The 22,197-nt window shown below is 59.7% G+C and carries 21 protein-coding genes; 13 read left to right on the forward strand and 8 right to left on the reverse strand.

Annotated elements, in window-relative coordinates; all coding sequences use genetic code 11:
- Positions 1–2 precede the first annotated feature (2 nt).
- Genes ACIY1O_RS01000 through ACIY1O_RS01030 form a run of 7 tightly spaced genes read left to right on the forward strand, consistent with a single transcriptional unit; the run spans position 3 to position 7,474 of the window.
- Positions 3–860: an alpha/beta fold hydrolase gene (locus tag ACIY1O_RS01000; protein WP_397473195.1), complete on the forward strand. Its 858-nt coding sequence runs from the start codon at positions 3–5 to the stop codon at positions 858–860.
- Positions 857–1,690, forward strand: a complete 834-nt coding sequence (locus ACIY1O_RS01005; RefSeq protein ID WP_397473196.1) for an IclR family transcriptional regulator — start codon at positions 857–859, stop codon at positions 1,688–1,690. The genes ACIY1O_RS01000 and ACIY1O_RS01005 overlap by 4 nt, the downstream gene beginning before the upstream one ends.
- Positions 1,687–2,478 carry an SDR family oxidoreductase gene (locus tag ACIY1O_RS01010; protein WP_397473197.1) on the forward strand — a complete coding sequence of 264 codons (792 nt, stop codon included), beginning with the start codon at positions 1,687–1,689 and terminating at the stop codon, positions 2,476–2,478. The genes ACIY1O_RS01005 and ACIY1O_RS01010 overlap by 4 nt, the downstream gene beginning before the upstream one ends.
- A complete protein-coding gene (locus ACIY1O_RS01015; protein WP_397473198.1) occupies positions 2,471–4,153 on the forward strand; it encodes a thiamine pyrophosphate-binding protein in 1,683 nt (560 codons plus the stop codon). Before ACIY1O_RS01010 ends, ACIY1O_RS01015 begins: the two co-directional genes overlap by 8 nt.
- Positions 4,153–4,971 (forward strand): aspartate dehydrogenase, encoded by an 819-nt coding sequence (locus ACIY1O_RS01020; protein ID WP_397473199.1) that lies wholly within the window; start codon positions 4,153–4,155, stop codon positions 4,969–4,971. The genes ACIY1O_RS01015 and ACIY1O_RS01020 overlap by 1 nt, the downstream gene beginning before the upstream one ends.
- Before the next feature lie 58 nt (positions 4,972–5,029).
- A complete protein-coding gene (locus ACIY1O_RS01025; protein ID WP_397473200.1) occupies positions 5,030–6,505 on the forward strand; it encodes an aldehyde dehydrogenase in 1,476 nt (491 codons plus the stop codon).
- A 9-nt stretch (positions 6,506–6,514) separates the two neighbouring features.
- Complete coding sequence (locus tag ACIY1O_RS01030) at positions 6,515–7,474, forward strand: VOC family protein (RefSeq protein WP_397473201.1); 960 nt, start codon at positions 6,515–6,517, stop codon at positions 7,472–7,474.
- A gap of 117 nt (positions 7,475–7,591) precedes the next feature.
- On the opposite strand, the gene ACIY1O_RS01035 is transcribed toward ACIY1O_RS01030, so the two are convergent.
- From ACIY1O_RS01035 to ACIY1O_RS01045, 3 genes are all read right to left on the reverse strand, one after another.
- Complete coding sequence (locus ACIY1O_RS01035) at positions 7,592–8,008, reverse strand: HipA N-terminal domain-containing protein (protein WP_397473202.1); 417 nt, start codon at positions 8,006–8,008, stop codon at positions 7,592–7,594.
- A complete protein-coding gene (locus tag ACIY1O_RS01040; protein ID WP_397473203.1) occupies positions 8,008–8,316 on the reverse strand; it encodes a helix-turn-helix domain-containing protein in 309 nt (102 codons plus the stop codon). The genes ACIY1O_RS01035 and ACIY1O_RS01040 overlap by 1 nt, the downstream gene beginning before the upstream one ends.
- Positions 8,317–8,528: 212 nt before the next feature.
- A complete protein-coding gene (locus tag ACIY1O_RS01045) occupies positions 8,529–9,182 on the reverse strand; it encodes an MBL fold metallo-hydrolase (RefSeq protein ID WP_397473204.1) in 654 nt (217 codons plus the stop codon).
- A gap of 137 nt (positions 9,183–9,319) precedes the next feature.
- Between ACIY1O_RS01045 and ACIY1O_RS01050 the strand changes: the two genes are divergently transcribed.
- The gene (locus ACIY1O_RS01050) at positions 9,320–10,207 is read left to right on the forward strand and encodes a LysR family transcriptional regulator (RefSeq protein ID WP_397473253.1); all 888 of its coding nucleotides are present in this window, start codon (positions 9,320–9,322) and stop codon (positions 10,205–10,207) included.
- Positions 10,208–10,343: 136 nt separating this feature from the next.
- Here the strand turns inward: ACIY1O_RS01050 and ACIY1O_RS01055 are convergent, their stop codons facing one another.
- The 5 genes from ACIY1O_RS01055 to map all read right to left on the reverse strand — a co-directional run bounded on the left by ACIY1O_RS01055 (position 10,344) and on the right by map (position 17,826).
- The gene (locus tag ACIY1O_RS01055; protein WP_397473205.1) at positions 10,344–11,804 is read right to left on the reverse strand and encodes a hypothetical protein; all 1,461 of its coding nucleotides are present in this window, start codon (positions 11,802–11,804) and stop codon (positions 10,344–10,346) included.
- 225 nt (positions 11,805–12,029) lie between these two features.
- Entirely contained in the window at positions 12,030–13,166 is a 1,137-nt protein-coding gene (locus tag ACIY1O_RS01060) for a porin (RefSeq protein ID WP_397473206.1), read from the reverse strand.
- Positions 13,167–13,624: 458 nt separating this feature from the next.
- Complete coding sequence (locus tag ACIY1O_RS01065) at positions 13,625–14,095, reverse strand: disulfide bond formation protein B (RefSeq protein WP_397473207.1); 471 nt, start codon at positions 14,093–14,095, stop codon at positions 13,625–13,627.
- A 328-nt stretch (positions 14,096–14,423) separates the two neighbouring features.
- Positions 14,424–16,997 (reverse strand): [protein-PII] uridylyltransferase, encoded by a 2,574-nt coding sequence (locus ACIY1O_RS01070; protein WP_397473208.1) that lies wholly within the window; start codon positions 16,995–16,997, stop codon positions 14,424–14,426.
- 22 nt (positions 16,998–17,019) lie between these two features.
- On the reverse strand, positions 17,020–17,826 hold the full coding sequence (gene map / locus ACIY1O_RS01075; protein WP_397473254.1) for a type I methionyl aminopeptidase: 807 nt from the start codon (positions 17,824–17,826) through the stop codon (positions 17,020–17,022).
- Positions 17,827–18,098: 272 nt separating this feature from the next.
- On the opposite strand from map, the gene rpsB reads away from it, so the two are divergent.
- The 5 genes from rpsB to uppS all read left to right on the forward strand — a co-directional run bounded on the left by rpsB (position 18,099) and on the right by uppS (position 22,195).
- A complete protein-coding gene (gene rpsB / locus ACIY1O_RS01080) occupies positions 18,099–18,851 on the forward strand; it encodes a 30S ribosomal protein S2 (protein WP_397473209.1) in 753 nt (250 codons plus the stop codon).
- Positions 18,852–19,066: 215 nt separating this feature from the next.
- Positions 19,067–19,942 (forward strand): translation elongation factor Ts, encoded by an 876-nt coding sequence (gene tsf / locus ACIY1O_RS01085; protein WP_397473210.1) that lies wholly within the window; start codon positions 19,067–19,069, stop codon positions 19,940–19,942.
- A 175-nt stretch (positions 19,943–20,117) separates the two neighbouring features.
- A complete protein-coding gene (gene pyrH, locus ACIY1O_RS01090; RefSeq protein WP_397473211.1) occupies positions 20,118–20,834 on the forward strand; it encodes a UMP kinase in 717 nt (238 codons plus the stop codon).
- 14 nt (positions 20,835–20,848) lie between these two features.
- Positions 20,849–21,409 carry a ribosome recycling factor gene (gene frr, locus ACIY1O_RS01095; protein WP_397473212.1) on the forward strand — a complete coding sequence of 187 codons (561 nt, stop codon included), beginning with the start codon at positions 20,849–20,851 and terminating at the stop codon, positions 21,407–21,409.
- A 24-nt stretch (positions 21,410–21,433) separates the two neighbouring features.
- Complete coding sequence (uppS, locus tag ACIY1O_RS01100; RefSeq protein ID WP_397473213.1) at positions 21,434–22,195, forward strand: polyprenyl diphosphate synthase; 762 nt, start codon at positions 21,434–21,436, stop codon at positions 22,193–22,195.
- Positions 22,196–22,197 lie beyond the last annotated feature (2 nt).

The raw sequence follows: 22,197 nt of genomic DNA on the forward strand, positions 1-22,197 counted from the left end.
CTATGCAACGTCTCGCGCCGGGTTCCGATCCCGCCGCTTCCGACTTCACCGAGCGCACCGTCCACACCCCGGACGGAGTGCTGGGCTACCGGGAGCGTGGCTCGGGGCCGCACGCCATCGTGCTGCTTCACGGCATCAGCTCGGGCTCGGGTTCCTGGTCTGAGTGCGCCGCAGCGCTGGGCGGGCATGCGCGCGTCATTGCGTGGGACGCCCCAGGCTATGGGGTTTCGACGGCGCTGGCCGAGCCGGCGCCGACCGCGCCGGAATACGCGGCCCGCATCCATGCGCTGCTCGAGGCCCTTGACATCGAACGGTGCCTGCTGGTGGGCCATTCCCTGGGCGCCTTGATGGCGTCCGCATATAGCGGCCTGGCTGCTCATCGAGCCGCGGGTTTCGTGCTGATGAGCCCCGCGCTGGGCTACCAGGGCGCCCGCGCCGCCCAGGCCGCCCAGGTACGCGGCAGGCGCTTGGCCGCGCTGAAAGAACTGGGCATCGAAGGCATGGCGGGCAAGCTGCCCGATCGCCTGCTTACCGCCCAGGCCGGCGAGGCGGAGCGTGAAACGGTGCGCCGCAACGCTTTGCGGCTGCATCCCCGGGGCTACGCCCAGGCGGTTGAACTGCTATGCGGCGACGACATCGATCGTTACGCGCCGCCGGCGGACAGAACATTGGTGTATTGCGGCGAGCACGATATCGTCACGACACCCGAACAGTCGGCCGGGTATGCGCAACGGCATGGCTTTGCCTTTGCGCTGATTCCGGGCGCCGGGCATGCCTGCTATGTCGAGCGGCCCGCCGAAGTGGCAACAATAATACTCGACGCGTTGGCGACATTCGACGCGCCAGGAAAGACAACATGAGCGAAGTACTGAAAATGGGAGCGGCCGAAAAATACATCGTGCCGGGCCTGGAACGGGGCCTGCGCATACTCGGAGAATTCAATCGCAACGACTCCGTGCTGTCGGCGCCAGAATTGGCGCGACGCCTTGATATTCCGCGTTCCACCGTATTCCGGCTGTTGTCCACGCTTGAGTCGCTGGGCTTTGTCGAGCGCGACGCCGGCGGACGAGATTACAGCCTGGGGCTGGGGGTGCTGCGCCTGGGTTTCGAGTGCCTCGCGTCCAAAGACCTGACCGAATTGGGGCGTCCCATACTTGATCGGCTGCGCGACAAGGTGGGCTATTCATGCAACCTGGTGGTGCGCGACGGTCGTTCCATCGTTTACGTGGGGCGCTCGGCCGTGCCGTCCCCTTTTGCCAACATGGTTTACGTGGGCACCCGCCTGCCCGCGCATTCGACCCTTTTCGGCCGCGTGCTGCTGCGCGATCTAAGCTACAGCCAATTGCACGACCTGTACCCGGAAGAACAACTGCATCGGGCCACGGATAAAACCCCTGCCACGGTGGCCGATCTGTTCAAGCAGATTCAGGCCGACAAAGAGCGCGATTATCTGTTTGAGCCGGGCTATTACGAAGAGTCCATCGCGACGCTGGCCGTGCCGGTCCTTGGGCGTGCAGGGGCGGTGATCAGCGCGATCGGCGTCACTCTGCCCAGCGCCCACATCGAAAAACTCGACCTGGACGAATTATCGGCCGCGGCATGCGGCGCGGCGCTGGAATTGTCGCAGTTGCTGGACCACATCGTGCCCGGCACCGACGTATCGACGATTCAGAACGAGAGGAAACAATGATAGACCTTCAAGGAAAAGTGGCGGTGGTGACAGGCGGCACGTCGGGCATTGGCCTGGCGACCGTCAAGCTGCTGCTCGAGTTCGGCGCCGACGTCGCCCTGTGCGGACGAGATCGCCAGCGCCTGGATGAAGTCGGTGCTTTGCTCGGAAGAGAATTCCCAAGCCGCCGTATCTTGGCGCGCACTTGCGACGTGCTGCAATCAGGGCAAGTGGCGCATTTCGCCCAGGCCGTGCAAGACGAACTGGGCGACGCCGCCATGCTGATCAACAATGCGGGGCAAGGGCGTGTGTCCACGTTTGCAGAAACTGATGACGCCGGTTGGGAGAACGAGCTTAAGCTGAAGTTCTTTTCTGTCATTCATCCAACCCGCGCATTTTTACCCCAGTTGGAACAAAACAAAGACGCCGCCATCGTATGTGTCAATTCGCTGCTGGCGGCGCAGCCCGAACCACATATGGTCGCCACTTCGGCGGCCCGGGCCGGCGTCATGAACCTGGTGCGTTCATTGGCCACAGAATTCAGCCCCAAGGGCGTGCGCGTCAATGGGATTTTGCTGGGCTTGGTCGACTCCGGCCAATGGCGTCGCCGCTACGAAGAGCGAGCAGACAGTTCCCAGACCTGGGAGCAATGGTCGCAGGCGCTGGCCGAACGCAAGAACATTCAACTCGGACGGCTGGGTCGACCCGACGAAGCCGCACGCGCCATTATTTTTCTGGCTACTCCGTTGTCGTCCTACACGACCGGAAGCCATATTGATGTTTCCGGAGGAGTAGCCCGTCATGTCTAGCAATAAACTCGTTACGGTGGGGGCGGCCGTTGCCGCCTTCCTGGAAGAGTGCGGAGTCAAAACCGCATTCGGTGTAATTTCAATTCACAACATGCCCATCCTCGATGCCTTCGGTGAACGTGGGGTGGTGCGTTTCATCCCTTCGCGCGGCGAGGCGGGCGGCGCCAACATGGCCGATGCCTATGCGCGCAGCACAGGTGAGCTGGGCGTCTGCCTGACAAGCACCGGCACGGCGGCGGGCAATGCCGCCGGCGCCATGGTCGAAGCCTTGACGGCAGGCACGCCGCTATTGCATATCACCGGCCAGATCGAAACCCAGTATCTCGACCGGGGCTTCTCGTACATCCATGAAGCGCCTGACCAGCTTACGATGCTGCATGCCGTGTCCAAGGCGGCATTCCGCGTGCGCGACGCCGAGACTGCACTGGCCACTGTGAAGCAGGCGGTGCAAGCGGCGCTGACCGCGCCTGCCGGGCCGGTAAGCGTCGAGATTCCCATTGACATCCAGCAGGCGCTGATTCCAATGCCCGAGAACCTCAAGCCGCTTCAGGTTCCCGTGTTCCAGCCCAGTGTTCAAGCACTTGACCGCCTTGCCGACAAACTGGCCGACACCAAGCGGCCGCTGCTGTGGCTGGGCGGTGGCGCCCGAGGCGCCAGCGCGGCGGTTGAGCGTCTGATGCAACTGGGCTTTGGCATCGTGACCAGTACACAGGGCCGGGGAATCGTGCCCGAAGTTCATCCGCAGACCTTGGGCGCCTTCAATTTGCACGCTCCGGTCGAAGCGTTTTACCAGACCTGCGACGCCATGCTGGTGGTGGGCTCCCGCCTGCGCGGTAATGAAACGCTCAAATACGAACTTAAATTGCCATCGCCCCTTTATCGAACCGACGTCGACCCGGCCGCCGAGGGACGTTGCTACGAAAGCGATGACTTCGTGCAGGGCGACGCCGCGCTGGTGCTGCACGGCCTGGCTGATCGGCTCGAAGGACGCCTCAAGACCGATCCCGCTTTTCTGGATGACCTGGCTGCCGCGCGCAAGGCGGCCGTCGCAGGGCTGGTCGATGGCCTGGGGCCTTACGCCGCGCTGGTCGATGCTTTGCAAAAGGCCGCCGGCAGCAACTTCAACTGGGTGCGCGACGTTACCGTGTCCAACAGCACCTGGGGCAATCGCTTTCTTTACCTGTTCGACCCCAAGGCCGGCGTGCACGCGCTGGGTGGCGGCATCGGACAGGGCTTGGCCATGGGCATCGGGGCGGCCATCGGCGCCGCCCAGACCCATTCGGGCAAGAAAACCTATACGCTTGCCGGCGACGGCGGCTTCATACTGAACCTGGGCGAACTGGCCACGGCGGTCCAGGAAGAAGCCGACATGGTCATCATCTTGATGAACGACAAGGGATATGGCGTCATCAAGAACATCCAGGATGCGGCCTATGGCGGACGCCGTCATTACGTCGATCTGCATACTCCTGATTATGCTGCCTTGTCGGCGTCCATCGGTCTGCCGCACGTACGCGTCAGCGATCTAAGCCGCATGAGCGCCGCCTTGCAAGAGGCCCAGGCTCAGACAGGGCCTTTCATGATAGAGGTCGACATGCTTTCCATCGGCAAGTTCAAGACCGCCTTCGCGGGCCCTCCGGTCAGTGAGCCTGAAGCCGTGGGAGCCGGGTCTTGATGCCGACTACGCCTAAACGTATCGCCCTGGTGGGTTTTGGGGCCATCGGAAAAGCGGTCATTGACCTCACAAAGAACGACGAGGCCTTGCGCATTGCGCAGGTCATTGTCTCGCCGGGTAAAGAAGATGCTGTGCGCCAGTGGTTTGCCGATCACGCGCCGGGCCTCAAGCCTCAAGTCGAGTCCGGCCTGAGCGATGATCTGCCCGACCTCATGGTCGAATGCGCGGGGCATGGCGCCCTGGCGGCACACGTGCTGCCGGCCTTGCGGCGGGGCGTGCCCTGCATGGTGGTGTCCATCGGCGCCTTGTCGGCGCCGGGCATGGCCGAACAGCTTGAAGATGCCGCGCGGCAGGGCGGTGTCCAGGTGCATTTACTTTCGGGGGCCATCGGCGGCATTGATGCTTTAGCGGCCGCGCGCGCGGCGGGGCTTGATTCGGTTACCTATGTGGGACGCAAACCGCCCCTGGGGTGGCTGGGTTCGCCCGCCGAAGACAAACTTGATCTACGCAACCTCAAGGAAACAGCACTGTTTTTTGAGGGCTCGGCACGAGAGGCCGCCAGGCAGTATCCCAAAAACGCCAACGTTGCCGCGACCCTGTCTTTTGCCGGGGTCGGCTTGGATCAAACACGGGTCAAGCTGTATGCCGACCCGTCGGTTGACCAGAACATCCACTACTACGAAGCAGAGGGCGCGTTCGGAACCATGGCCGTGACCATGACCGGCAGGCCCTTGCCCGGAAACCCGAAAACCTCAGCCCTGACCGTATACAGCGTGGTGCGCGCCCTGCGCAACCTGGTATCGCCGCTAACGGTCTGACGAACTTTCTTATTGCGCTTGCCGCCTGGTGCGCGGATACCGCATTAAAAGGAAACACATGAGCAACACAGACATTCTTGATATCTGCATCGCCGGCGAATGGCGCCGAGGCAACGGCCCGCAGTATCAAAGCCTGTATCCCGCCACTGGCGAAGTGGTGGGTGTCTTGCACGCGGCCAGCCCCGAAGACGTCGAAGAGGCGATTCAGGGCGCGCAAAAGGCGTTTGAGCAAAGCGGCTGGCCCCAGCGCAAGCCGCACGAGCGCGCCGCCGTGCTGTATCGCATCGCCCAGCTTATTCGCGACGACGCCGAGCGCCTGGCGCAGTTGCAGCGCCTGGACAACGGCAAGCCTATTACCGAGACGCGCGCCCTGGTCGCCAGTGCCGCAAGCACCTTTCAGTTTTTCGCCTCGGCCTGCGAGACGCTCGAAGAAACCATTACCCCGTCGCGCGGCGATTATCTGACCATGAGCCTTTTCGAGCCCATGGGCGTCGTGGCCGCGATCACGCCCTGGAACTCTCCTGTTGCCAGTGAAGCCCAGAAGATGGCGCCCGCCCTGGCGGCGGGCAACGCCGTAGTGGTGAAACCGGCCGAGATCACGCCTTTGCTGGCGCTAGAGCTGGCCCGTATTTGCGATCGCGCCGGCCTGCCCAAGGGCCTGGTCAGCGTCGTGCCGGGCAAAGGTTCGGTCATCGGCGACCTGATCACCCGCCATCCCCTGGTGCGTCGTGTATCGTTCACCGGCGGCACCTCGGTGGGCCGGCACATCGCGGGCATTGCAGCCGACAAGTTCATGTCGGTGGCGCTTGAGCTGGGCGGTAAATCGCCCACCATCGTGCTTGAAGACGCCGACATCGACCACGCCGTCAACGGCGTGCTGTACGGTATCTTCAGTTCCAGCGGAGAATCGTGCATTGCAGGATCGCGCCTGTTCGTGGCCCGGCCGCTGTACGACAGCTTCATGAAGCGGCTGGTAGAGGGCGCAGAGCGCTTACGCGTGGGCGATCCGTCTGATGAATCCACCCAAATGGGGCCTTTGATCAGCGAAGGGCACCGCGCCTCGATTGAACGTTATGTTGAAATCGGCGTCAAAGAAGGTGGACGAATTCTTACCGGCGGCGAACGCCCGCAAGGCCAGTTGTACGATAAAGGCTATTTTTACCGGCCCACCATCATCGATGGGCTTACAAATACCGACACCATCTGCCAGGAAGAAATCTTCGGGCCGGTGCTGGTAGCCATGCCTTTCGACAATATTGACGACCTTATTGTCCAGGCCAACGACAGCGTCTACGCGCTGGCCGCCGGCATATGGACACGCGACTACAAAGCTGCCTGGCGCCTGGCCAAGGTGCTGAAGGCCGGTAACGTCTGGATCAACACTTACAAGCAGTTTTCCATTTCCACGCCTTTCGGAGGCTGGCGCGACAGCGGCCTGGGCCGCGAGAAAGGGCGCGACGGAATACTGCAATACATGGAACAGAAGGCTGTCTACTGGGGGCTCAACGAGCAGCCTCTTCCGTGGGCCAACTAAGGAGCAATCATGGACATCATGGGTATAGACGAAATCACCTACGGCGCCGATGACTTCGACACGTGCAAGCGGTTCTTTGATGACTGGGGGCTCGAGCTTGTTTCCGAGCGGCCCGACAAGCTCGTGTTCTCGACGCTAAACGGTTGCCTGATCAATCTGGTCAAGACCGATGCGCGCGATTATCCGCCCGCCATCGAAGAAGGCCCAACCCTGCGCGAGGTGGTGTGGGGCGTGTCCGACGACGACGTGCTCAAGCGCATCGCCCAGCGCGTGGCCGACGTGCCGGGCTACCAGAATACCGGCGAGCGCGTGTCGTGCATCGATCCCAGCGGCATGCTGCTAGGGTTCCAGGTCAATCGCAAAAAAGAGATCACCATCGATTGTGGTCAGATGAATACCTGGAACGAAAAACCCCGCCGCAACGCGCGCAGCCCCATCTACGAACGGGCTCACCCCATCGAAGTGGGCCATGTAGTGTTCTTCGTGAAGAACCTGCAAGAGATGGAAGACTTCTACGTGCAGAAGCTTGGCTTTGCGCCTTCCGACCGCTATCCGGGCCGGGGTGTCTTCCTGCGCTGCGACGAAGATGGCGGCCACCACGACCTGTTCCTGCTGCAAACCCCCGATAAAAAAGTGGGCTTGAATCACGTGGCTTTCGCAGTACGCGACATTCACGAAGTATTCGGCGGCGGCCTGCACATCGACCGCTGCGGCTGGAAAACCCAGCTTGGTCCGGGCCGGCATCCGATATCCTCGGCTTACTTCTGGTATTTTCAGAATCCGGCCGGGGGCCTGATCGAATACTATGCCGACGAAGACCAGCTCGACAAAGACTGGGTGCCACGCGAGTTCGAACCGGGGCCTACCCGTTTTGCCGAGTGGGCGGTAGACGGAGGCCTGGACGGCGACACGCGCCGCCAGAAGAACGTGCAAGGCCCCGACGGCCAGTTTCTGACCGACAGGAAATAAGGCCGACGCAGCGCCAGCAGCGCCGTTCATTAAGGCACGCACCAGACGCCCCTGCTCGCCGATTATGGCGCAGGAGCGTTTTGACGTGTCCTGCATATAAAACCAAAAAGATTTTTGTTATGCGCTCATGATGGGCAGCGTTTGAAGGTGCTTGTCGATGGCCAACCTCACGTCCTTATCCATGGGCAGGTGGTTTTTTTCACCTGCCCAGCGTTGCATGAACAGCGCAACGGTTTCCTGAGTGGTGTCCATGACCAGCTTGCGCGGCAAGGCGGCCTTGGCCAGATACTTACGCAAATGCCCTTCCGGCAGCAGGTTGGAAAAGAAGGGCATGAGCTTGATGCGATAAGGCTTGAAGTCCGTGAGCAATTGGCCCAAGGTATCCTTGAAGCTCAGGCTCAGGGTCGGTCTGTCCGGGGCATTGATATAGGCTTCGTTGAACGCGAATAGCGAGCGTTCACCGCCGACGTGAGTAAGGGTGCCGATGGCCTCGTCGTAGAGCCGGACGGTCAGGGTGGAAACGTCGTCTGCCATTACGCGTCGTCCTCATCCAGCGTGTAGGCGGGTTTGGCGTCAGAGGGCGGTGGCGTGGTGCGGGCGGCTTGCCGCGCGATCGACTGGATGGCGGGCATGGCTTTGCGTGGCACAAGCGCTACTTCCAAGTCCAAGGCGTTGGCCATGGCGATCAAACTAGAAAGTCGCAGATCCACCTGATTGCCTTCGATCTTGGAAATGTGCGATTGCGGCACGCCAGCCAATTTACTGAGTTCGCGTTGACTCAGATTTTTAGCGGTGCGTGCGTCGCGCAGACGCTCAGCGAAGGATTCCAGACTATAGCTCATAGTTGATATATTAAACTATATCGAAAGTAATTTTCAATATATAAAGCTATATCAAATAAGCTGTCTTCTTGTTTTCCGATCTAGTTTTATACATCACAATAACTATTTATATATAAATATAGATCAATTTACGTTCCAGCTCGTGCGAGCGCCGACTTCACTACCACTTACTACCCCCTAGAAGCCAGTACGACCATTAATTGGTAGGGCTCTCAGGCGCCAATGTTGCTCTGCCTGGCCGTCAAGCGCTCCAGCGCATGATCGACAAGGGCCGCCCACCCGCCCGGCGCAATGTCGTCGTATCCGCCGTGTCCTCCTGTGGCACTGGAAATCACGAAGTCGGGCTCCAGCGTCCGCAGCGTTTCCAGGCTCTTCACATAGGCATCAAGATCGCTGTTGCTGAGGAAAGCCGCCTCAAGCACTCTGTTCCCGCTGAACCACAAGGTATCCCCGGTGAACAGATAACGCCTGCCATGAGGCGAACGCACGTAGAAGCAGGTGCTTCCGGGGCTGTGTCCGGGAGTCGGGATGACCTCGATGTTGCCCAGGTGCGTTTCGCGCCGCTCGAAAAGAATGGTCGGACGGCGGAACCTTGAGAATTCCTCCAGTTCGCGGACATGCCCGCCCAGTTCTGCGCCGAAGCGCTGCGCCACGGTGTTCAGACTGTCGCCCAATTCGTCGCGATGGCTGAGGTACTGGCGGGCCACGCCCCCAAGCGCAGCCATGCGTTCGATTTCATCGATGTGGCTCGTGTTGTAGAACAAGACATTGCCATCATCGCGCAGCAGCAGATAAGCATGGGTATAGAGGCCTTTGGCGGGGTTTTCGACTTCGGTTTCCCAGATGTCCGGCTGTATCTGTTTCATCGTAATCCTCCTGTGCAGGTTGGTGACCGGTATGACCATCACAGTATGGCGCCTCCTGAAGGTGCGAAAAAGTGCTATAAATTTGTCATGAATGATCTAAGATTTAGAACATGCTGGATGGACTGACGCTGGACCAGATGCGCGTATTCGTGGCTGTCGCGGAAGCAGGCAGTTTCCGCGCTGCGGCCAAACGGCTAATGCGCGTGCAGTCGGCGGTCAGCCATGCGATCGGCAACCTCGAGTCCCAGCTCGAAGTCCAGCTCTTTGACCGTTCCGGACAGCGCCCTCGGCTCAGCCCCGCCGGTGCCACACTGCTCGCCGATATCCGCGTACTGCTGCTGAAAGCCGACGCCGTGCGGGCGCGGGCACGCGGGCTAGGGCAGGGGGTCGAGCTGGAAATCGTGCTGGCGGTCGATCCGCAATTCCCGCTGCCGGTGGCCGGAAAAGCCCTGCATGCGCTATGCGACAGCTATCCCACCGTGGCCTTCCGCATCCTCTCCACGCCGCTGGGCTCTTCTTTCGATGCTTTGCTGGACGGGCACTGCGATCTGGCGATTACCGGTATCGACTTGGCGCATCCCGCAATAGAGCTGGAGTCGCTGATGACGGTGCGCCGCGTGGCGGTGGCGGCGGCGCACCATCCGCTTGCCGTCCTGGGCAAACGTCGGATCGATACTTCGACGCTCGCCGACCACATCCAGATCGTGGGGGAAGACTTGTCGGCGCGCACAAGCGGCCGCGACTTCGGCGTGGTCTCGCCAGCCAGGTGGAGGGTTGCCGACAACATGACCAAGCACGCGCTGATCAGGGCTGGCATAGGGTGGGGCAGCCTGCCGCTGTGGCTGATAGAACGCGAACTGCGTGAAGAGACGCTCGTGCGGTTGCCCGTTGCGGCTTTCGGCGAGGCCGGCGAGACTACGCTCCAGACCTATCTGGCCCGCCGGGCCGACCGACCGCTTGGCCCGGCGGCTTGCGCATTCCGGGATGCCCTTTTCGCAAATCTCGCTGACACCTCGTACTCCTGACAGAAGGTAAATGACTCGAAGGGCGGCCCTGACACCTTGCCTTATCGCCTCGCTACTGTCTCGTATTGTGGGGGGCGTTTCGCTTCTGGTTCTTCTTTAAATTGGAACGCCACAAGCTTTATCGGCAAAGCCGTTATCAGTGAAGTTTTTCACGCAGGCTGCGCCGTTTTGCTGCGGCAACTTCACGCTCTTGCTGTTTTTGCGCCTCGGCGGCGGGGTCTGGCGCGGGGGCTGCAGCAGCCAGGCTTCGTGGTGAAAAAAGCCCGTGTACATATTTAGACACCACCTTTTTGTCAGGAGAGCGACACATCTGCGGCCGGTCCGAAAAATACAGGCATTCCGGATACCCTTGGACAAAGGTGACCCTGAATTTCCCTGTCTGGACTCCGCTTAGGCCTCCATAGCGGTAATTGGCGGACACTTCACGCGGGCGGCCCAGGTCGTCTCTGCTCGCGATTTGCGGTCCGGCAATGCTTTTAAGTACGTATTTGTTTACCTGCCAGGATCTGGCTTCCCCTTTTATCAGCTCTTCAAGTAGCGATACGAAATCCGGGTCTTCATATTTGGATCCTGGTGCAGGAATGGGTATGGCCGGCGTCAGAGTTCCATCCCCCCGTATGCCAAACGGTTGGTTCAGGGCATAAAGCCTAAGGTTTTCCTGAAACCGCATCAGCCCCGGGCCATCGCATCCATTGCGCTGAACCAATGTCGTCATGTCTTGCGCACGCGCCGCAATGGCCTCGGCCATTTTCTTGACGTTGGGCATGATGGGGCCGCGGTAACCGAGGCCTGAGCCTTTGAGCGCGGCAAATACATTTTTATAGGTATCACGCAAGAACCTGTCATCAAGCTTTTGCTTTGCCTCCCACAATTTCGGGTCTGCGTAGTATCCGTTGGGTACGTCCTTCCATTGGGTGCAGTAGGGCGCACTTTCCGAGAAGGCGCCATTACGATAATAGGTGGTGGTGACCCCTTTTTCGACGCACTCCAGATTGGTCATCTCGACGAAGTTCGCTGGCCGCGTCTTGGGATCTGCCCCGCATTGCTCTGCATAGGCAAATAAATACGAGCCGAACAGATCGTTGAAGCTCGGATCGTCGGCAGGCGTCCGTATGGCAGCAAAGTTACCTTGCATCATCGATATCATGAAGGTTTCGTAATCCAGCCCTTTCGCATCCAACAGTGCTTGAGGTTCCGGAGTCGCCCTCGCAGTATTCAACATACTGAACGGGTCGCAATATTCAGTGCCGAACTGTGGGTTGAAGACCCGTATCGAACCGTCTGCGAGCAGATCACCCCCAAAAGCGACTCCTTGTTTGTCTTGTCCCGGGCTATAGAGGCTGACGTGCATGTCATCCCTTCGAGCGGACACTTTTACGGCAAGGCTCTTGGTTGGCGACTTTATTGACGATGCTGGTGCATAGGTAAAGCTGCCTTCTGTGCCTTTGATATCGAGGGTAAACGCGACTGCACCGGCCGGACACGTCGTTTGGCCCCTCCAGGCGCCGTCAACGTCCAGGGTCTGGGCGAATACAGGAAAACAGAGATGTCCCGCGCCCAGCACTGCAAGCCGACGAAACCACACACGCTTGTTCATTTCGTTCCCCTCGTATGAGCAAATCCCTTTTGGCCGATTCTAAGCGTGGAACGAAAAAAAGTCGGGTAGCCAAATGGCCCACCCGACTCAAAAATCAAATCAAATCAAATCTACGGATTACTACAGGTACTGCAGATACTGCTGGTACTGCAAATCTGCCGGTTTGCCGGCTGAAGCGTTGCGAGCAACGTTTCAGCCGACTTGCGGCAATGCTTCTAAACTAGATTAGAAGTTGTGACGCAGACCGGCCATGACGGCGGTCGAGTTGCCACCGGGCTGGGTACGCAGTCCAGCGGTACCGCCAGCAGCGGAAAGGTCGGAGAGACCGCGGTTTTTCATGTAGGCAGCCGAGGCGTAGACCGAGGTGCGCTTGGAGAGCGAGTAGGTGGCACGTGCTACGTAGTACCAAGCCTTGGAGCTCTCGGAAGCGTCCTTGTAGCGGAGGTAGTTAACGGCGCCGTCGAGCTTGACAGCGGGGCTAACTTGATAGGAAGCGTTGAGCGTCCAGAGATCGCTACGATCGCCCAGGGCGGAGCCAGCATTGTTGAGGATGCCGCCTTCGTTCTTGCGGTTCAGGTAGATGAGGCCGACTTTGGCATCACCAAACTTGACGTAGCCGTTAACGTTCCAGCGCTTGTCTTTGTCGTCGCGGTTAGTAAGACCGCCACCGCCCCACGATGTATCACCACCGTTGATGACATCATAACCACCGGCAACGCCCCAGTTGGCAGCGTCGTAACCCAGCATTGCGGACCATGCTCCGCAGGCGGTGCTGTCGGTGTAGTCGACACCACAACCACGGGCAGCAGGGCCGCCGGTGCCGACGGTGTCACGGCCGCGAGCCCAGGCTGCGCCGACCTTGAAGCCGCTGAAGTTGCCCATGTAGGTGATGGCGTTGTCCATGCGGGCATTGGGAATGTAGCTGTCAATGGTGCCCATTCCGTAGGCGTTGGGGCCCAACAGATCGGCGCCCAGCATGCTGCGCATCAACATGTTGTATTGACGACCGAAGGCGACTTGACCCCAGTCGCCGGCCAGGCCGACGTAGGCCTGACGACCGAACAGGCGTCCGCCTTGGCCGGAGGTACCGGTGCCGGTGTTGAAGCCGGACTCAAGCGTGAAGACTGCCTTCAGGCCGTTACCCAGGTCTTCGCTGCCGCGCAGACCCCAGTGCGAGGGCCAGGATTGGGTCAGGTTGGTGAAGTGGAAGGAGCTGTGCTTTTCGGCGCCATCCCAAATGCCGCTGACGTATTCAACGGCGGTGTCGACGGTACCGTACAGCGTAACGCTGGTCGAGCTTTGCGCCGAGGCCATCATCGGGAATGCCAGGGCTACGCCCAGTGCAAGTGCTTTTAACTTCATTGGTTTTTCTCCAACGTTGATGAAAATAAAGCTTTTTAATCCGTTTGAAACAATGCGAACAAAAAGCATGTATCTACCGGTGCTAAAACGCTTCGATGTGTAAAAATTACAAGCCACATTGATACGCGCAGTGAAGCAAAAACATACTGCTGGAAAAACTACTTAATTGATCCCCGTACTGCTGCTTTGTGCTGCTTGTTATCAGTGTGTTCGAATAATGGTTGAATTCTGTATTCAACTTTTATTGGAATTGAGTTTATATACCGGCTTTTTAAGCGACGATAAGGGTTAACCCTTTTTGGGCCTTATACGAGGTAAAAAACCACTAAACGTTGTTTATAAGAGACGAAAACGACGGCAGAACTGTTGTTTATATGTGAATTTCTGTGGCGGCGCTACAACGTTTCACCACAAACATACTCACTACATTTTCTTGTAATAAACAGTGGGCACGGTTGTTACAGCGGGGTTCGGCCGCGCAACGCAGCCCAGGCGCCGGCGCCGGCCAGCAGTGCAAACAAAGCCAGGCTCCACAAAGCGTATTCGATGCCCAATAAATCCACACGCGCATCCATGCAGGTGGCGTAGATGCCGAACAGCCAGGGCAGGCCGGCATCCAGGCCCGATTGCACCATGAAGCGGTCGGCAAAGGTCTGTGCGCACGAAAACATCTGGGCCGCTACCTTGTATTGGTACCAGGCGGCGACCATGCCGCCCGCAGCCAATAGGGTGGCACAGCCCGCTGCGATGCGTCCCAGGGCGGCGCGCGCCTGACCCAACGCCAGGCCAAGCCAGCAAACCACGGCTATGCCTATATATATAAGGCGCTGGAATACGCACCAGGCGCAGGGCGCCATGTCGAACACGTGCTGGGATATCAACGCGACCCCCACAGCGCCCAACGAGAGCAGGGCGATCAGGTGAAGCATGCGACGGGTACGGAGCGGCAAGGGCTGGGTCATAAGCTGGAGTTTGGGTTTGAACGTTGGAAAATAGAAGTACTGAATGAAAGAAGGCGGTGGGTTCGCCTGGCAATGATTAACTTCGTTCAGGGGGCAACCGTGTTTCGCGAAGTAGTGCCCCACTGCAACTTGGCTGCACATTGCGGCGTAGCTTATATTGTGCGGACACATTTGCGATGATGGCCCGGCATTGTGATTCATGCCATGCATTGCGACGACAGCATCGCATTGTAGCGACCGTGCGGCTAATTCTGTCATCCTGAATCATCAAGCTTCGCCGGAAGGCTACGCTCGGCTAGCCCGAATCATCAAGGCTTGCCAGCAGGCTGCGCTCGAATTGAATTTGCTCGCGTGGATGGCCCAGCACTTCGCCTTCTATGATGAAGACGTCTTCGATGCGGTCGCCCAGGGTCATGATCTTGGCCATCTTCAAGTCGATGCTGTGCCTGGCGAATACCTGGGCCAGGCTGTGCAGCAGGCCGGGCCGATCGGCGGCGATGATGGAAAGGCGCCAAGAGGCGCCGCTTTCGTCGGGCCGAAGCTCAATATTGGGCACTATGGGAAACACGCGCGCGCGACGCGATTGACGTCGCCCGTATCCAGGGGCCGGGCGCGGGGCCGTGGCGGGATGGGCGAGCCTTTCAGTCAGTTCGTGCTCGACCAGGTTGGCCCAGGAGCGAAAGTCGCGGTCGTTGCCCGGCAACAGCACGATGAAGCTGTCCAGCGCCCAGCCGCGCCGGGTGGTGTGGATGCGGGCATCTTGCACGCTGAGCGCGCGCTGGTCCAGGTAGGCGCAGATATCAGCGAACAGGTCGTTGCGGTCAGGGGCGTACACCATGATCTGCAAGCCTTCGTTTTGCCCCACTACGCGTGCCTTGACGACAGGTTCGGCGGCATCGGCGCGATGGTAAAGATGGCGGGTGTGCCAGGCGATTTCAGAAGCCTCGTGGCGTAAAAAATAAGCCACGTCCAACTGGTTCCAGAATTTGTCGCGGCTTTCGTCGCGCAGCCCCAGCCTGCGAATCTCGGCGCTTGCTTCTTCGCGGCGCAGTGCAAGCACGGTGCCTCGATCAGGCTGGGCGCCGCCCAGCACGGCCAGGGTCAGCCGGTACAGATCTTCAAGCAGCTTGCCCTTCCAGGCGTTCCACACTTTGGGGCTTGTGCCGCGGATGTCGGCCACGGTAAGTAGATACAGTGCGCTGAGGCGGCGCTCGGCGCCCACGAGGGCGGCGAATTCCTGGATGACGTCGGGGTCGGTAAGGTCGCGTTTTTGCGCGTAACGCGACATGGTCAGGTGTTCGCGCACCAGGAACTCGACCAGTTCGGTATCTTCCGAATCTATCTGATGATCGATGCAGAAGCGCCGTGCATCAATTGCTCCAAGATCGGAATGGTCGCCGCCGCGCCCCTTGGCGATGTCGTGGTACAGCGCAGCTACATAAAGCAGCCAGTGCCTGTCAAGTTCAGCGATTAGCTGGCTGGCCAGGGGGTATTCCTGGGCGTGTTCGGGCATGGTGAAGCGGCGCAGGTTGCGGATCACCATCAGCGTATGCTGGTCCACCGTGTAGGCATGGAATAGATCGTGCTGCATCTGGCCCACGATGCGGCGAAACTCGGGCAGGTAACGCGGCAGGATGTTGAGCATGGTCATGCGGCGCAGGGCATGCACGATGCCGCGCGGCTGCTGCAATATCTGTATGAAGGTATAGCGGTTGACGGGGTTTGCGCGGAACTGCGCGTCGATGCGCTTGCGCGAGTGCCACATGGCGCGCATGATGCGTGCCGAAAGCCCCGTCAGGCCCGGGTGCTGCTGCATGACCAGAAAAGCCCGCAGCAGCAGTGTGGGCTTGCGTTCGAATTCGTCGGCGCGGCGGATGTCCAGGCGGGTGTGCACCTGGCAAAAATCTTCGTCCAGAAGCTTGCTCGAGCCCTCGGGCACCGGAAACAGGCGCTCTTCGAAGGCCTGCATCAATATGGTGGTCAGTTGACTAACCACGCGCGCCGCCCAATAGTAGCGCTGCATCAGCAGCTCGCTGGGCCGGCGGCCTTTTATGGACTGAAAACCATAGATATCAGCCAGCGAGGGCTGCAAATCGAAAAGCAAGCGATCTTCGCGCCGGCCGGCCAGCAGATGCAGCTCGATGCGCAGGCGCTTGAAGGCCAGTTCCGCCCGGCGCAGGGCGCGGTGCTCGGCAGGGGTCAGCATGTCGCCGTCGGCGATTTCCTTCCAGGTATTGCCCACGCCGGCCGCCTGTGCGATCCAGCGCAATGTGATCAAGTCGCGCAGCCCGCCGGGCGCTTCCTTGCAATTGGGCTCCAGGGCGTAGGGCGTGTCGTGATGCCGGGCGTGGCGCTGCGCCATTTCGGCTCGCTTGGCCTGGAAAAACCCCTGGGCGTCCTGGCTTCTTTGCATGGTCTGCAACAATTGGCGCACCAGCGGTTTGCTGCCGGCTATCCAGCGCATTTCCATCAGCGCGGTTTCGATGGTGATGTCGTTGGCGGCCTCGCGCTGGCAGTCGGCGATCGAGCGCACGCTATGGCCCAGGTCCAACCCAAGATCCCATAGCGCCGCCACCAGTTTCTCTATCAGGGCTCGGTCGCTAGGCCCTGGTTCGACGTCAAGCAGGATCAGAACGTCGATATCGGAGTATGGATACAGCTCGCCACGGCCATAGCCGCCCACGGCTGCCAGTGCGGCGCCCTGCGGCAGCGGATGCTGCCTGAGCGTTTCGCGCAGCGCCTGGTCGGTGACGCGGCGCAGGGCCGAAAGGAGTATGTCAGGCCGCAGGTGCTCGCGATAGCTTGCTATCGCATCGCCGCGTCGCTGGTCGAAGCGCTGGCGCAGCGGCGACGGGGCGGGGGAGTCCATGATTGAAGTATGTGAGGCGGCCTTATGCTGCGGCCTGCACGAAAGCCGGCGCGGCCGGCATGCCCGGCGAGACGGTCAGTATTTCGTAGCCGCTGTCGGTGACCAGCACGCTGTGCTCCCATTGAGCCGACAAGCTTCTGTCGCGCGTGACCACTGTCCAGCCGTCGGAAAGCTGGCGAATTTCTTTACGGCCGGCGTTGATCATGGGCTCGATGGTGAAGATCATGCCGGCCTCGAGCTGAACGCCGGTGCCCGCCTTGCCATAATGAAGCACCTGAGGGTCTTGGTGGAACTTTCGGCCCACGCCATGACCGCAGTATTCGCGCACCACCGAGAAGCCTTGTTTTTCGGCGTGCTTTTGGATGACGGCGCCGATATCGCCCAGGTATGCGCCTGGGCGCACTTGTTCAATGCCCAGCCACATGCAGTCGTAGGTGGTTTCAACCAGGCGCCGCGCCAGGATGGAGGGTTCGCCGACATAGTACATGCGGCTGGTATCGCCGAACCAGCCGTCTTTGATGACGGTAACGTCGATATTCATGATATCGCCGTTTTTAAGCACTTTGTCGCCCGGGATGCCGTGGCAGATGACATGGTTGACCGACGAGCAAATAGAGCCGGGGAAGGGTGGATACCCAGGCGGCGCATAGCCCACCGTGGCCGATTCCACCTGCAGGGTGTTGGTGATGAAATCGAGGCACAGGCGGTCGAGTTCGCCGGTGGTGATGCCGGCGCGCACGTGCGGCTCGAGGTGGTCGAGCGCCTGGGCCGCCGCTTGGCAGGCGGCACGCATTTTTTCGAGGTCGGCGGGGTCTGTAACGAGGGGGATCATATCAACTTGAACTGTTTAACTTAAAGATAGTAGAATTATAGGCTTTCTTTGATTTTGCGCCTTTGGCTTTGTGGCGGGCAAAGAGAGAAGGCCTTGTTCAATTACGAAGCAATTACGAAGCAATTACAAAGCAGCCATATTTAATTTGCCATTGTGGCAAAAATCGCGTGCGCGGCAAAACCAGGGTGTTTGGGGCAAGCTGGCTGGCAACAGAATCAGCAACCCCCGGATGCAGGACCGCGTACAAGACCCAACCCTCGGAGAATATTATGTCCTTGATGCGAGAAATGCTCGAAGCTGGTGTGCACTTTGGTCACCAGACCCGTTACTGGAACCCCAAGATGGCGCAGTACATCTTTGGCCAGCGTAACAAAATTCATATCATCAACCTTGAGCAGACCGTCGTCAAATACCAGGAAGCGGCCAAGTTCATGCGCCAGCTTACCGCGCGCGGCGGCAAAATCCTGTTTGTCGGCACCAAGCGCGCCGCCCGCGAAGTCATCGCCGAGGAAGCAACACGCTGCGGCATGCCTTACGTCGATAGCCGTTGGCTGGGCGGCATGATGACCAACTTCAAGACGGTAAAAAGCTCGGTCAAGCGCCTTAAAGAAATGGAAGCCCAGCAAGCCGAAGGCGTCACCGAGCAAATGACCAAGAAAGAAGCCCTGATGTTTGACCGCGAGCTCGATAAGCTCAACAAGTCCATCGGCGGCATCAAAGACATGAACACCTTGCCTGACGCCTTGTTTGTCGTCGACGTCGGCTATCACAAGATCGCCATTGCCGAAGCGCATTCGCTGGGCATCCCTGTCGTGGCCGTGGTTGATACCAACCATTCGCCCGAAGGCATCGAGCACGTCATCCCCGGCAACGACGACTCGGGCAAAGCCATCTCCTTGTACGTCAAGGGCATGGCCGACGCCGTGCTCGAGGGCCGTGACCAGGCTCTTAACGGCCTGGTTGAAGAAATCGCCGAAGGCGACGAAGAGTTCGTCGAAGTCCAGGACGAAAGCGAAGAGTAATTCTTTGCGGCGGGCGCGCTGTTTGCCCTTGCGCCCGCGCCTGGCCGTCCTGAATGCCGCATGCCGATTGCAGGACGGCAGTCATCGCAGACTTGCTTGCGCTATTGGGCTCGATCCCCCGTGCTGTGCGCCGCTTACGGCGCCCCGGCGGTCGTGTTGCTCGTCTGCCCTTGCCCTGGTGCGCCGGGGTCCGTTTCAAAGAACTGGAGATTACTGTGGCTCAAATTACCGCCTCGATGGTCAAAGAATTGCGCGAGAAGACCGACGCGCCCATGATGGAGTGCAAAAAAGCGTTGACTGAAGCCGACGGCGACATGGCGCGCGCCGAAGAGCTGTTGCGCGTCAAGCTGGGCAGCAAGGCCAGCAAGGCCGCCAGCCGCGTCACCGCCGAAGGCCTGATCGGCCTGCATATTGCCGCCGACGGCAAGCAGGGCGCTGTGGTCGAGATCAACTGCGAAACCGACTTCGTCGCCAAGAACGACGATTTCATCAACTTCGTTTCGCAAATTGCCCAGCTTGTATCTGAAAAGAACCCGGCCGACGTCGCCGCCCTGTCTGAATTGCCCTTTGGCGAAGGCACGGTTGAAAGCACCCGCTCGGCGCTCGTCGGTAAAATCGGCGAGAACATCTCGGTGCGCCGTTTCGAGCGCCTCGAAACTGCTCAGAAGCTTTCCAGTTACGTGCACGGCGGCCGTATCGGCGTATTGGTCGAGTTCGACGGCTCTGACGAAGTGGGCAAAGATCTGGCCATGCACATCGCCGCCACCCGGCCACGCGCGCTCGACGCATCCGGCGTGCCCGCCGAACTGCTCGAGGCCGAGCGTTCGGTTGCTGCACAGAAAGCCGCCGATTCCGGCAAGCCCGCCGAGATCGTCGAGAAAATGGTCGAAGGCTCGGTGCAGAAATATCTCAAAGAGATCACGCTGCTTTCGCAACCCTTCGTTAAGAACGACAAACAAAGCGTTCAGCAGATGCTGAAGGAAAACGGTGCTTCCATCCAGCGTTTCAGCTTGTTTGTAGTGGGCGAGGGTCTCGAGAAAAAATCCGAAGACTTTGCCGCCGAGGTTGCGGCCGCCGCTGGCAATTCTTGATCTTTCGCGGCACAACGCGCGGGCGTGCGCTCATTGAGCGCCGCCCGCGCGCCGCGATGGGGCGGCGGTTTCTCGCCTCGCCCGCCGCTTTGCCGGCCGCGACGCCTTTTTTGGCGCTGCCGGCCCCCAATCTGGCATACACTTTCGTTGGAACGACTTCTCGGGATTGCCTTCTATGACCACCAGATCATACAAACGTGTTCTTCTCAAACTTTCCGGCGAGGCGCTGATGGGTGAAGACGCATTTGGGATCAATCGCAGCACCATCCTTCGCATGACCGAAGAAATCGCCGAGGTCTCCAGCCTTGGCGTCGAACTGGCCATCGTCATAGGCGGAGGCAACATCTTCCGTGGCGTTGCGCCCGGCGCCCAGGGAATGGACCGCGCCACCGCCGACTACATGGGCATGATGGCCACCGTCATGAACGCGCTTGCCCTGCAAGACGCCCTCAAGCATCGCGGTATCGATACCCGCGTGCAGTCGGCCCTCAATCTCGATCAGGTCGTCGAGCCCTATATTCGCCCGAAAGCCTTGCGTTATCTTGAAGAAGGCAAGGTCGTGGTGTTTGCGGCAGGCACCGGCAACCCGTTTTTCACCACCGATACGGCCGCCGCCTTGCGGGGGGCCGAAATCGGCGCTGAAATCGTCCTGAAGGCCACCAAGGTCGACGGTATCTATACGGCCGACCCCAATAAAGATCCTTCAGCAACGCGCTACGCACGAATCAGCTTCGACGAAGTGATCGTGCGCAGGCTGGAAGTCATGGACGCCACGGCTTTCGCCCTGTGCCGCGACCAGAAGCTGCCGATCAAGGTGTTTTCCATCAACAAGCCCGGCGCCCTGCGACGCGTCGTGCTTGGCGAGGACGAGGGCACCCTGGTCCACGTTTGATAAAGGAAAAAGAAATGAGCACATCAGAGGTCAGAAAATCCGCCGAAGAACGCATGGCGAAAAGCCTGGACACACTTAAGGTCAATTTGGCCAAGATACGCACTGGGCGAGCCCATGCAGGCATACTTGATCATGTGCAGGTCGAGTACTACGGCTCGCCCGTTCCTGTGGGCCAAGTGGCCAACGTAAACGTTATCGATGCGCGCACGCTAAGCGTGCAGCCCTACGAAAAACCCATGGTCGGCGCAATTGAAAAAGCCATCCGTGATTCAGACCTTGGTCTTAATCCGGTTTCCATGGGCGACAACATTCGCGTACCCATGCCGCTGCTCACCGAAGAGCGCCGGCGCGATTTGACCAAAGTGGTGCGCAGCGAAGGCGAGGACACCAAGGTGGCCGTGCGCAACGTTCGCCGCGACGCCAACGACAGCCTCAAGAAAATGGTCAAGGATAAAGACATCTCCGAGGACGAAGAGCGCCGCACGCAAGACGACATCCAGAAGCTCACAGACAAATTTGTCGGCGATATCGATAAGATCATTGCGCAGAAAGAAGCGGAGATCATGACGGTCTAGCGCGCGTCTTGCACGACCATTACTATGTTTACGAGTTCCACGCTTTCCATCCCTGACAGCTCCGAGGCGCCCCGGCACCTGGCCATCATCATGGATGGAAACGGGCGCTGGGCCACTCGCCGGATGCTGCCGCGCACGGCGGGGCACGTTCGAGGGGTTCAGGCCGTACGCCGCGTGGTCGAAGCCTGTGGCCGCCGAGGTGTCAAATACCTTACCTTGTTTGCGTTCAGTTCTGAAAACTGGCGGCGACCCCAGGAAGAAGTGTCGTTGTTGATGCGGCTGTTCGTGCAAACGCTCGAAAAAGAAGTGGTCAAGCTTGAAAAGCAGGGTGTGCGCCTGCGGGTGGTCGGCGACTTAACGGCTTTCGAGCCGCATCTGCGAGAACTGATAGTCGCGGCCGAAGAGCGCACGCGCGACAACGATGCGCTGCATCTGACCATCGCCGCCAACTATGGCGGTCGCTGGGACATCCTGCAGGCCATGCGCAGCCTGCTGCGCGACAAACCGCAGCTTGCGCAAGCGCCTGATTCGCTGGTAGAGCAAGAGCTTACGCAGCGCCTGTCCATGTCGTGGGCGCCTGAGCCCGACCTGTTCATCCGCACCGGCGGTGAACAGCGCATCTCCAATTTTCTGATCTGGCAGCTCGCCTATACTGAACTGTATTTCACCGATGATTATTGGCCCGAGTTCGGGGCCAAAGAGCTTGATGCGGCTTTCAAGTGGTTTCGCACGCGCGAACGCCGTTTCGGACGGACCAGCGCGCAGCTTGCCGAACAATCCAAATAAGG

It is taken from the genome of Pusillimonas sp., assembly GCF_044464525.1.
Lineage (GTDB): Bacteria > Pseudomonadota > Gammaproteobacteria > Burkholderiales > Burkholderiaceae_B > Pusillimonas.

What these genes read in the sequence shown, in the direction of transcription:
- ACIY1O_RS01035 (WP_397473202.1), bottom strand. Translation starts at nt 8,008, where the DNA reads ATGGCAGACGACGTTTCCACCCTGACCGTCCGGCTCTACGACGAGGCC.
- ACIY1O_RS01050 (WP_397473253.1), top strand. Translation starts at nt 9,320, where the DNA reads ATGCGCGTATTCGTGGCTGTCGCGGAAGCAGGCAGTTTCCGCGCTGCG.
- ACIY1O_RS01015 (WP_397473198.1), top strand. Translation starts at nt 2,471, where the DNA reads ATGTCTAGCAATAAACTCGTTACGGTGGGGGCGGCCGTTGCCGCCTTC.
- ACIY1O_RS01040 (WP_397473203.1), bottom strand. Translation starts at nt 8,316, where the DNA reads ATGAGCTATAGTCTGGAATCCTTCGCTGAGCGTCTGCGCGACGCACGC.
- ACIY1O_RS01070 (WP_397473208.1), bottom strand. Translation starts at nt 16,997, where the DNA reads ATGGACTCCCCCGCCCCGTCGCCGCTGCGCCAGCGCTTCGACCAGCGA.
- uppS (WP_397473213.1), top strand. Translation starts at nt 21,434, where the DNA reads ATGTTTACGAGTTCCACGCTTTCCATCCCTGACAGCTCCGAGGCGCCC.
- ACIY1O_RS01045 (WP_397473204.1), bottom strand. Translation starts at nt 9,182, where the DNA reads ATGAAACAGATACAGCCGGACATCTGGGAAACCGAAGTCGAAAACCCC.
- ACIY1O_RS01000 (WP_397473195.1), top strand. Translation starts at nt 3, where the DNA reads ATGCAACGTCTCGCGCCGGGTTCCGATCCCGCCGCTTCCGACTTCACC.
- frr (WP_397473212.1), top strand. Translation starts at nt 20,849, where the DNA reads ATGAGCACATCAGAGGTCAGAAAATCCGCCGAAGAACGCATGGCGAAA.
- ACIY1O_RS01025 (WP_397473200.1), top strand. Translation starts at nt 5,030, where the DNA reads ATGAGCAACACAGACATTCTTGATATCTGCATCGCCGGCGAATGGCGC.
- ACIY1O_RS01010 (WP_397473197.1), top strand. Translation starts at nt 1,687, where the DNA reads ATGATAGACCTTCAAGGAAAAGTGGCGGTGGTGACAGGCGGCACGTCG.
- ACIY1O_RS01020 (WP_397473199.1), top strand. Translation starts at nt 4,153, where the DNA reads ATGCCGACTACGCCTAAACGTATCGCCCTGGTGGGTTTTGGGGCCATC.
- ACIY1O_RS01055 (WP_397473205.1), bottom strand. Translation starts at nt 11,804, where the DNA reads ATGAACAAGCGTGTGTGGTTTCGTCGGCTTGCAGTGCTGGGCGCGGGA.
- rpsB (WP_397473209.1), top strand. Translation starts at nt 18,099, where the DNA reads ATGTCCTTGATGCGAGAAATGCTCGAAGCTGGTGTGCACTTTGGTCAC.
- ACIY1O_RS01005 (WP_397473196.1), top strand. Translation starts at nt 857, where the DNA reads ATGAGCGAAGTACTGAAAATGGGAGCGGCCGAAAAATACATCGTGCCG.
- pyrH (WP_397473211.1), top strand. Translation starts at nt 20,118, where the DNA reads ATGACCACCAGATCATACAAACGTGTTCTTCTCAAACTTTCCGGCGAG.
- ACIY1O_RS01065 (WP_397473207.1), bottom strand. Translation starts at nt 14,095, where the DNA reads ATGCTTCACCTGATCGCCCTGCTCTCGTTGGGCGCTGTGGGGGTCGCG.
- ACIY1O_RS01060 (WP_397473206.1), bottom strand. Translation starts at nt 13,166, where the DNA reads ATGAAGTTAAAAGCACTTGCACTGGGCGTAGCCCTGGCATTCCCGATG.
- ACIY1O_RS01030 (WP_397473201.1), top strand. Translation starts at nt 6,515, where the DNA reads ATGGACATCATGGGTATAGACGAAATCACCTACGGCGCCGATGACTTC.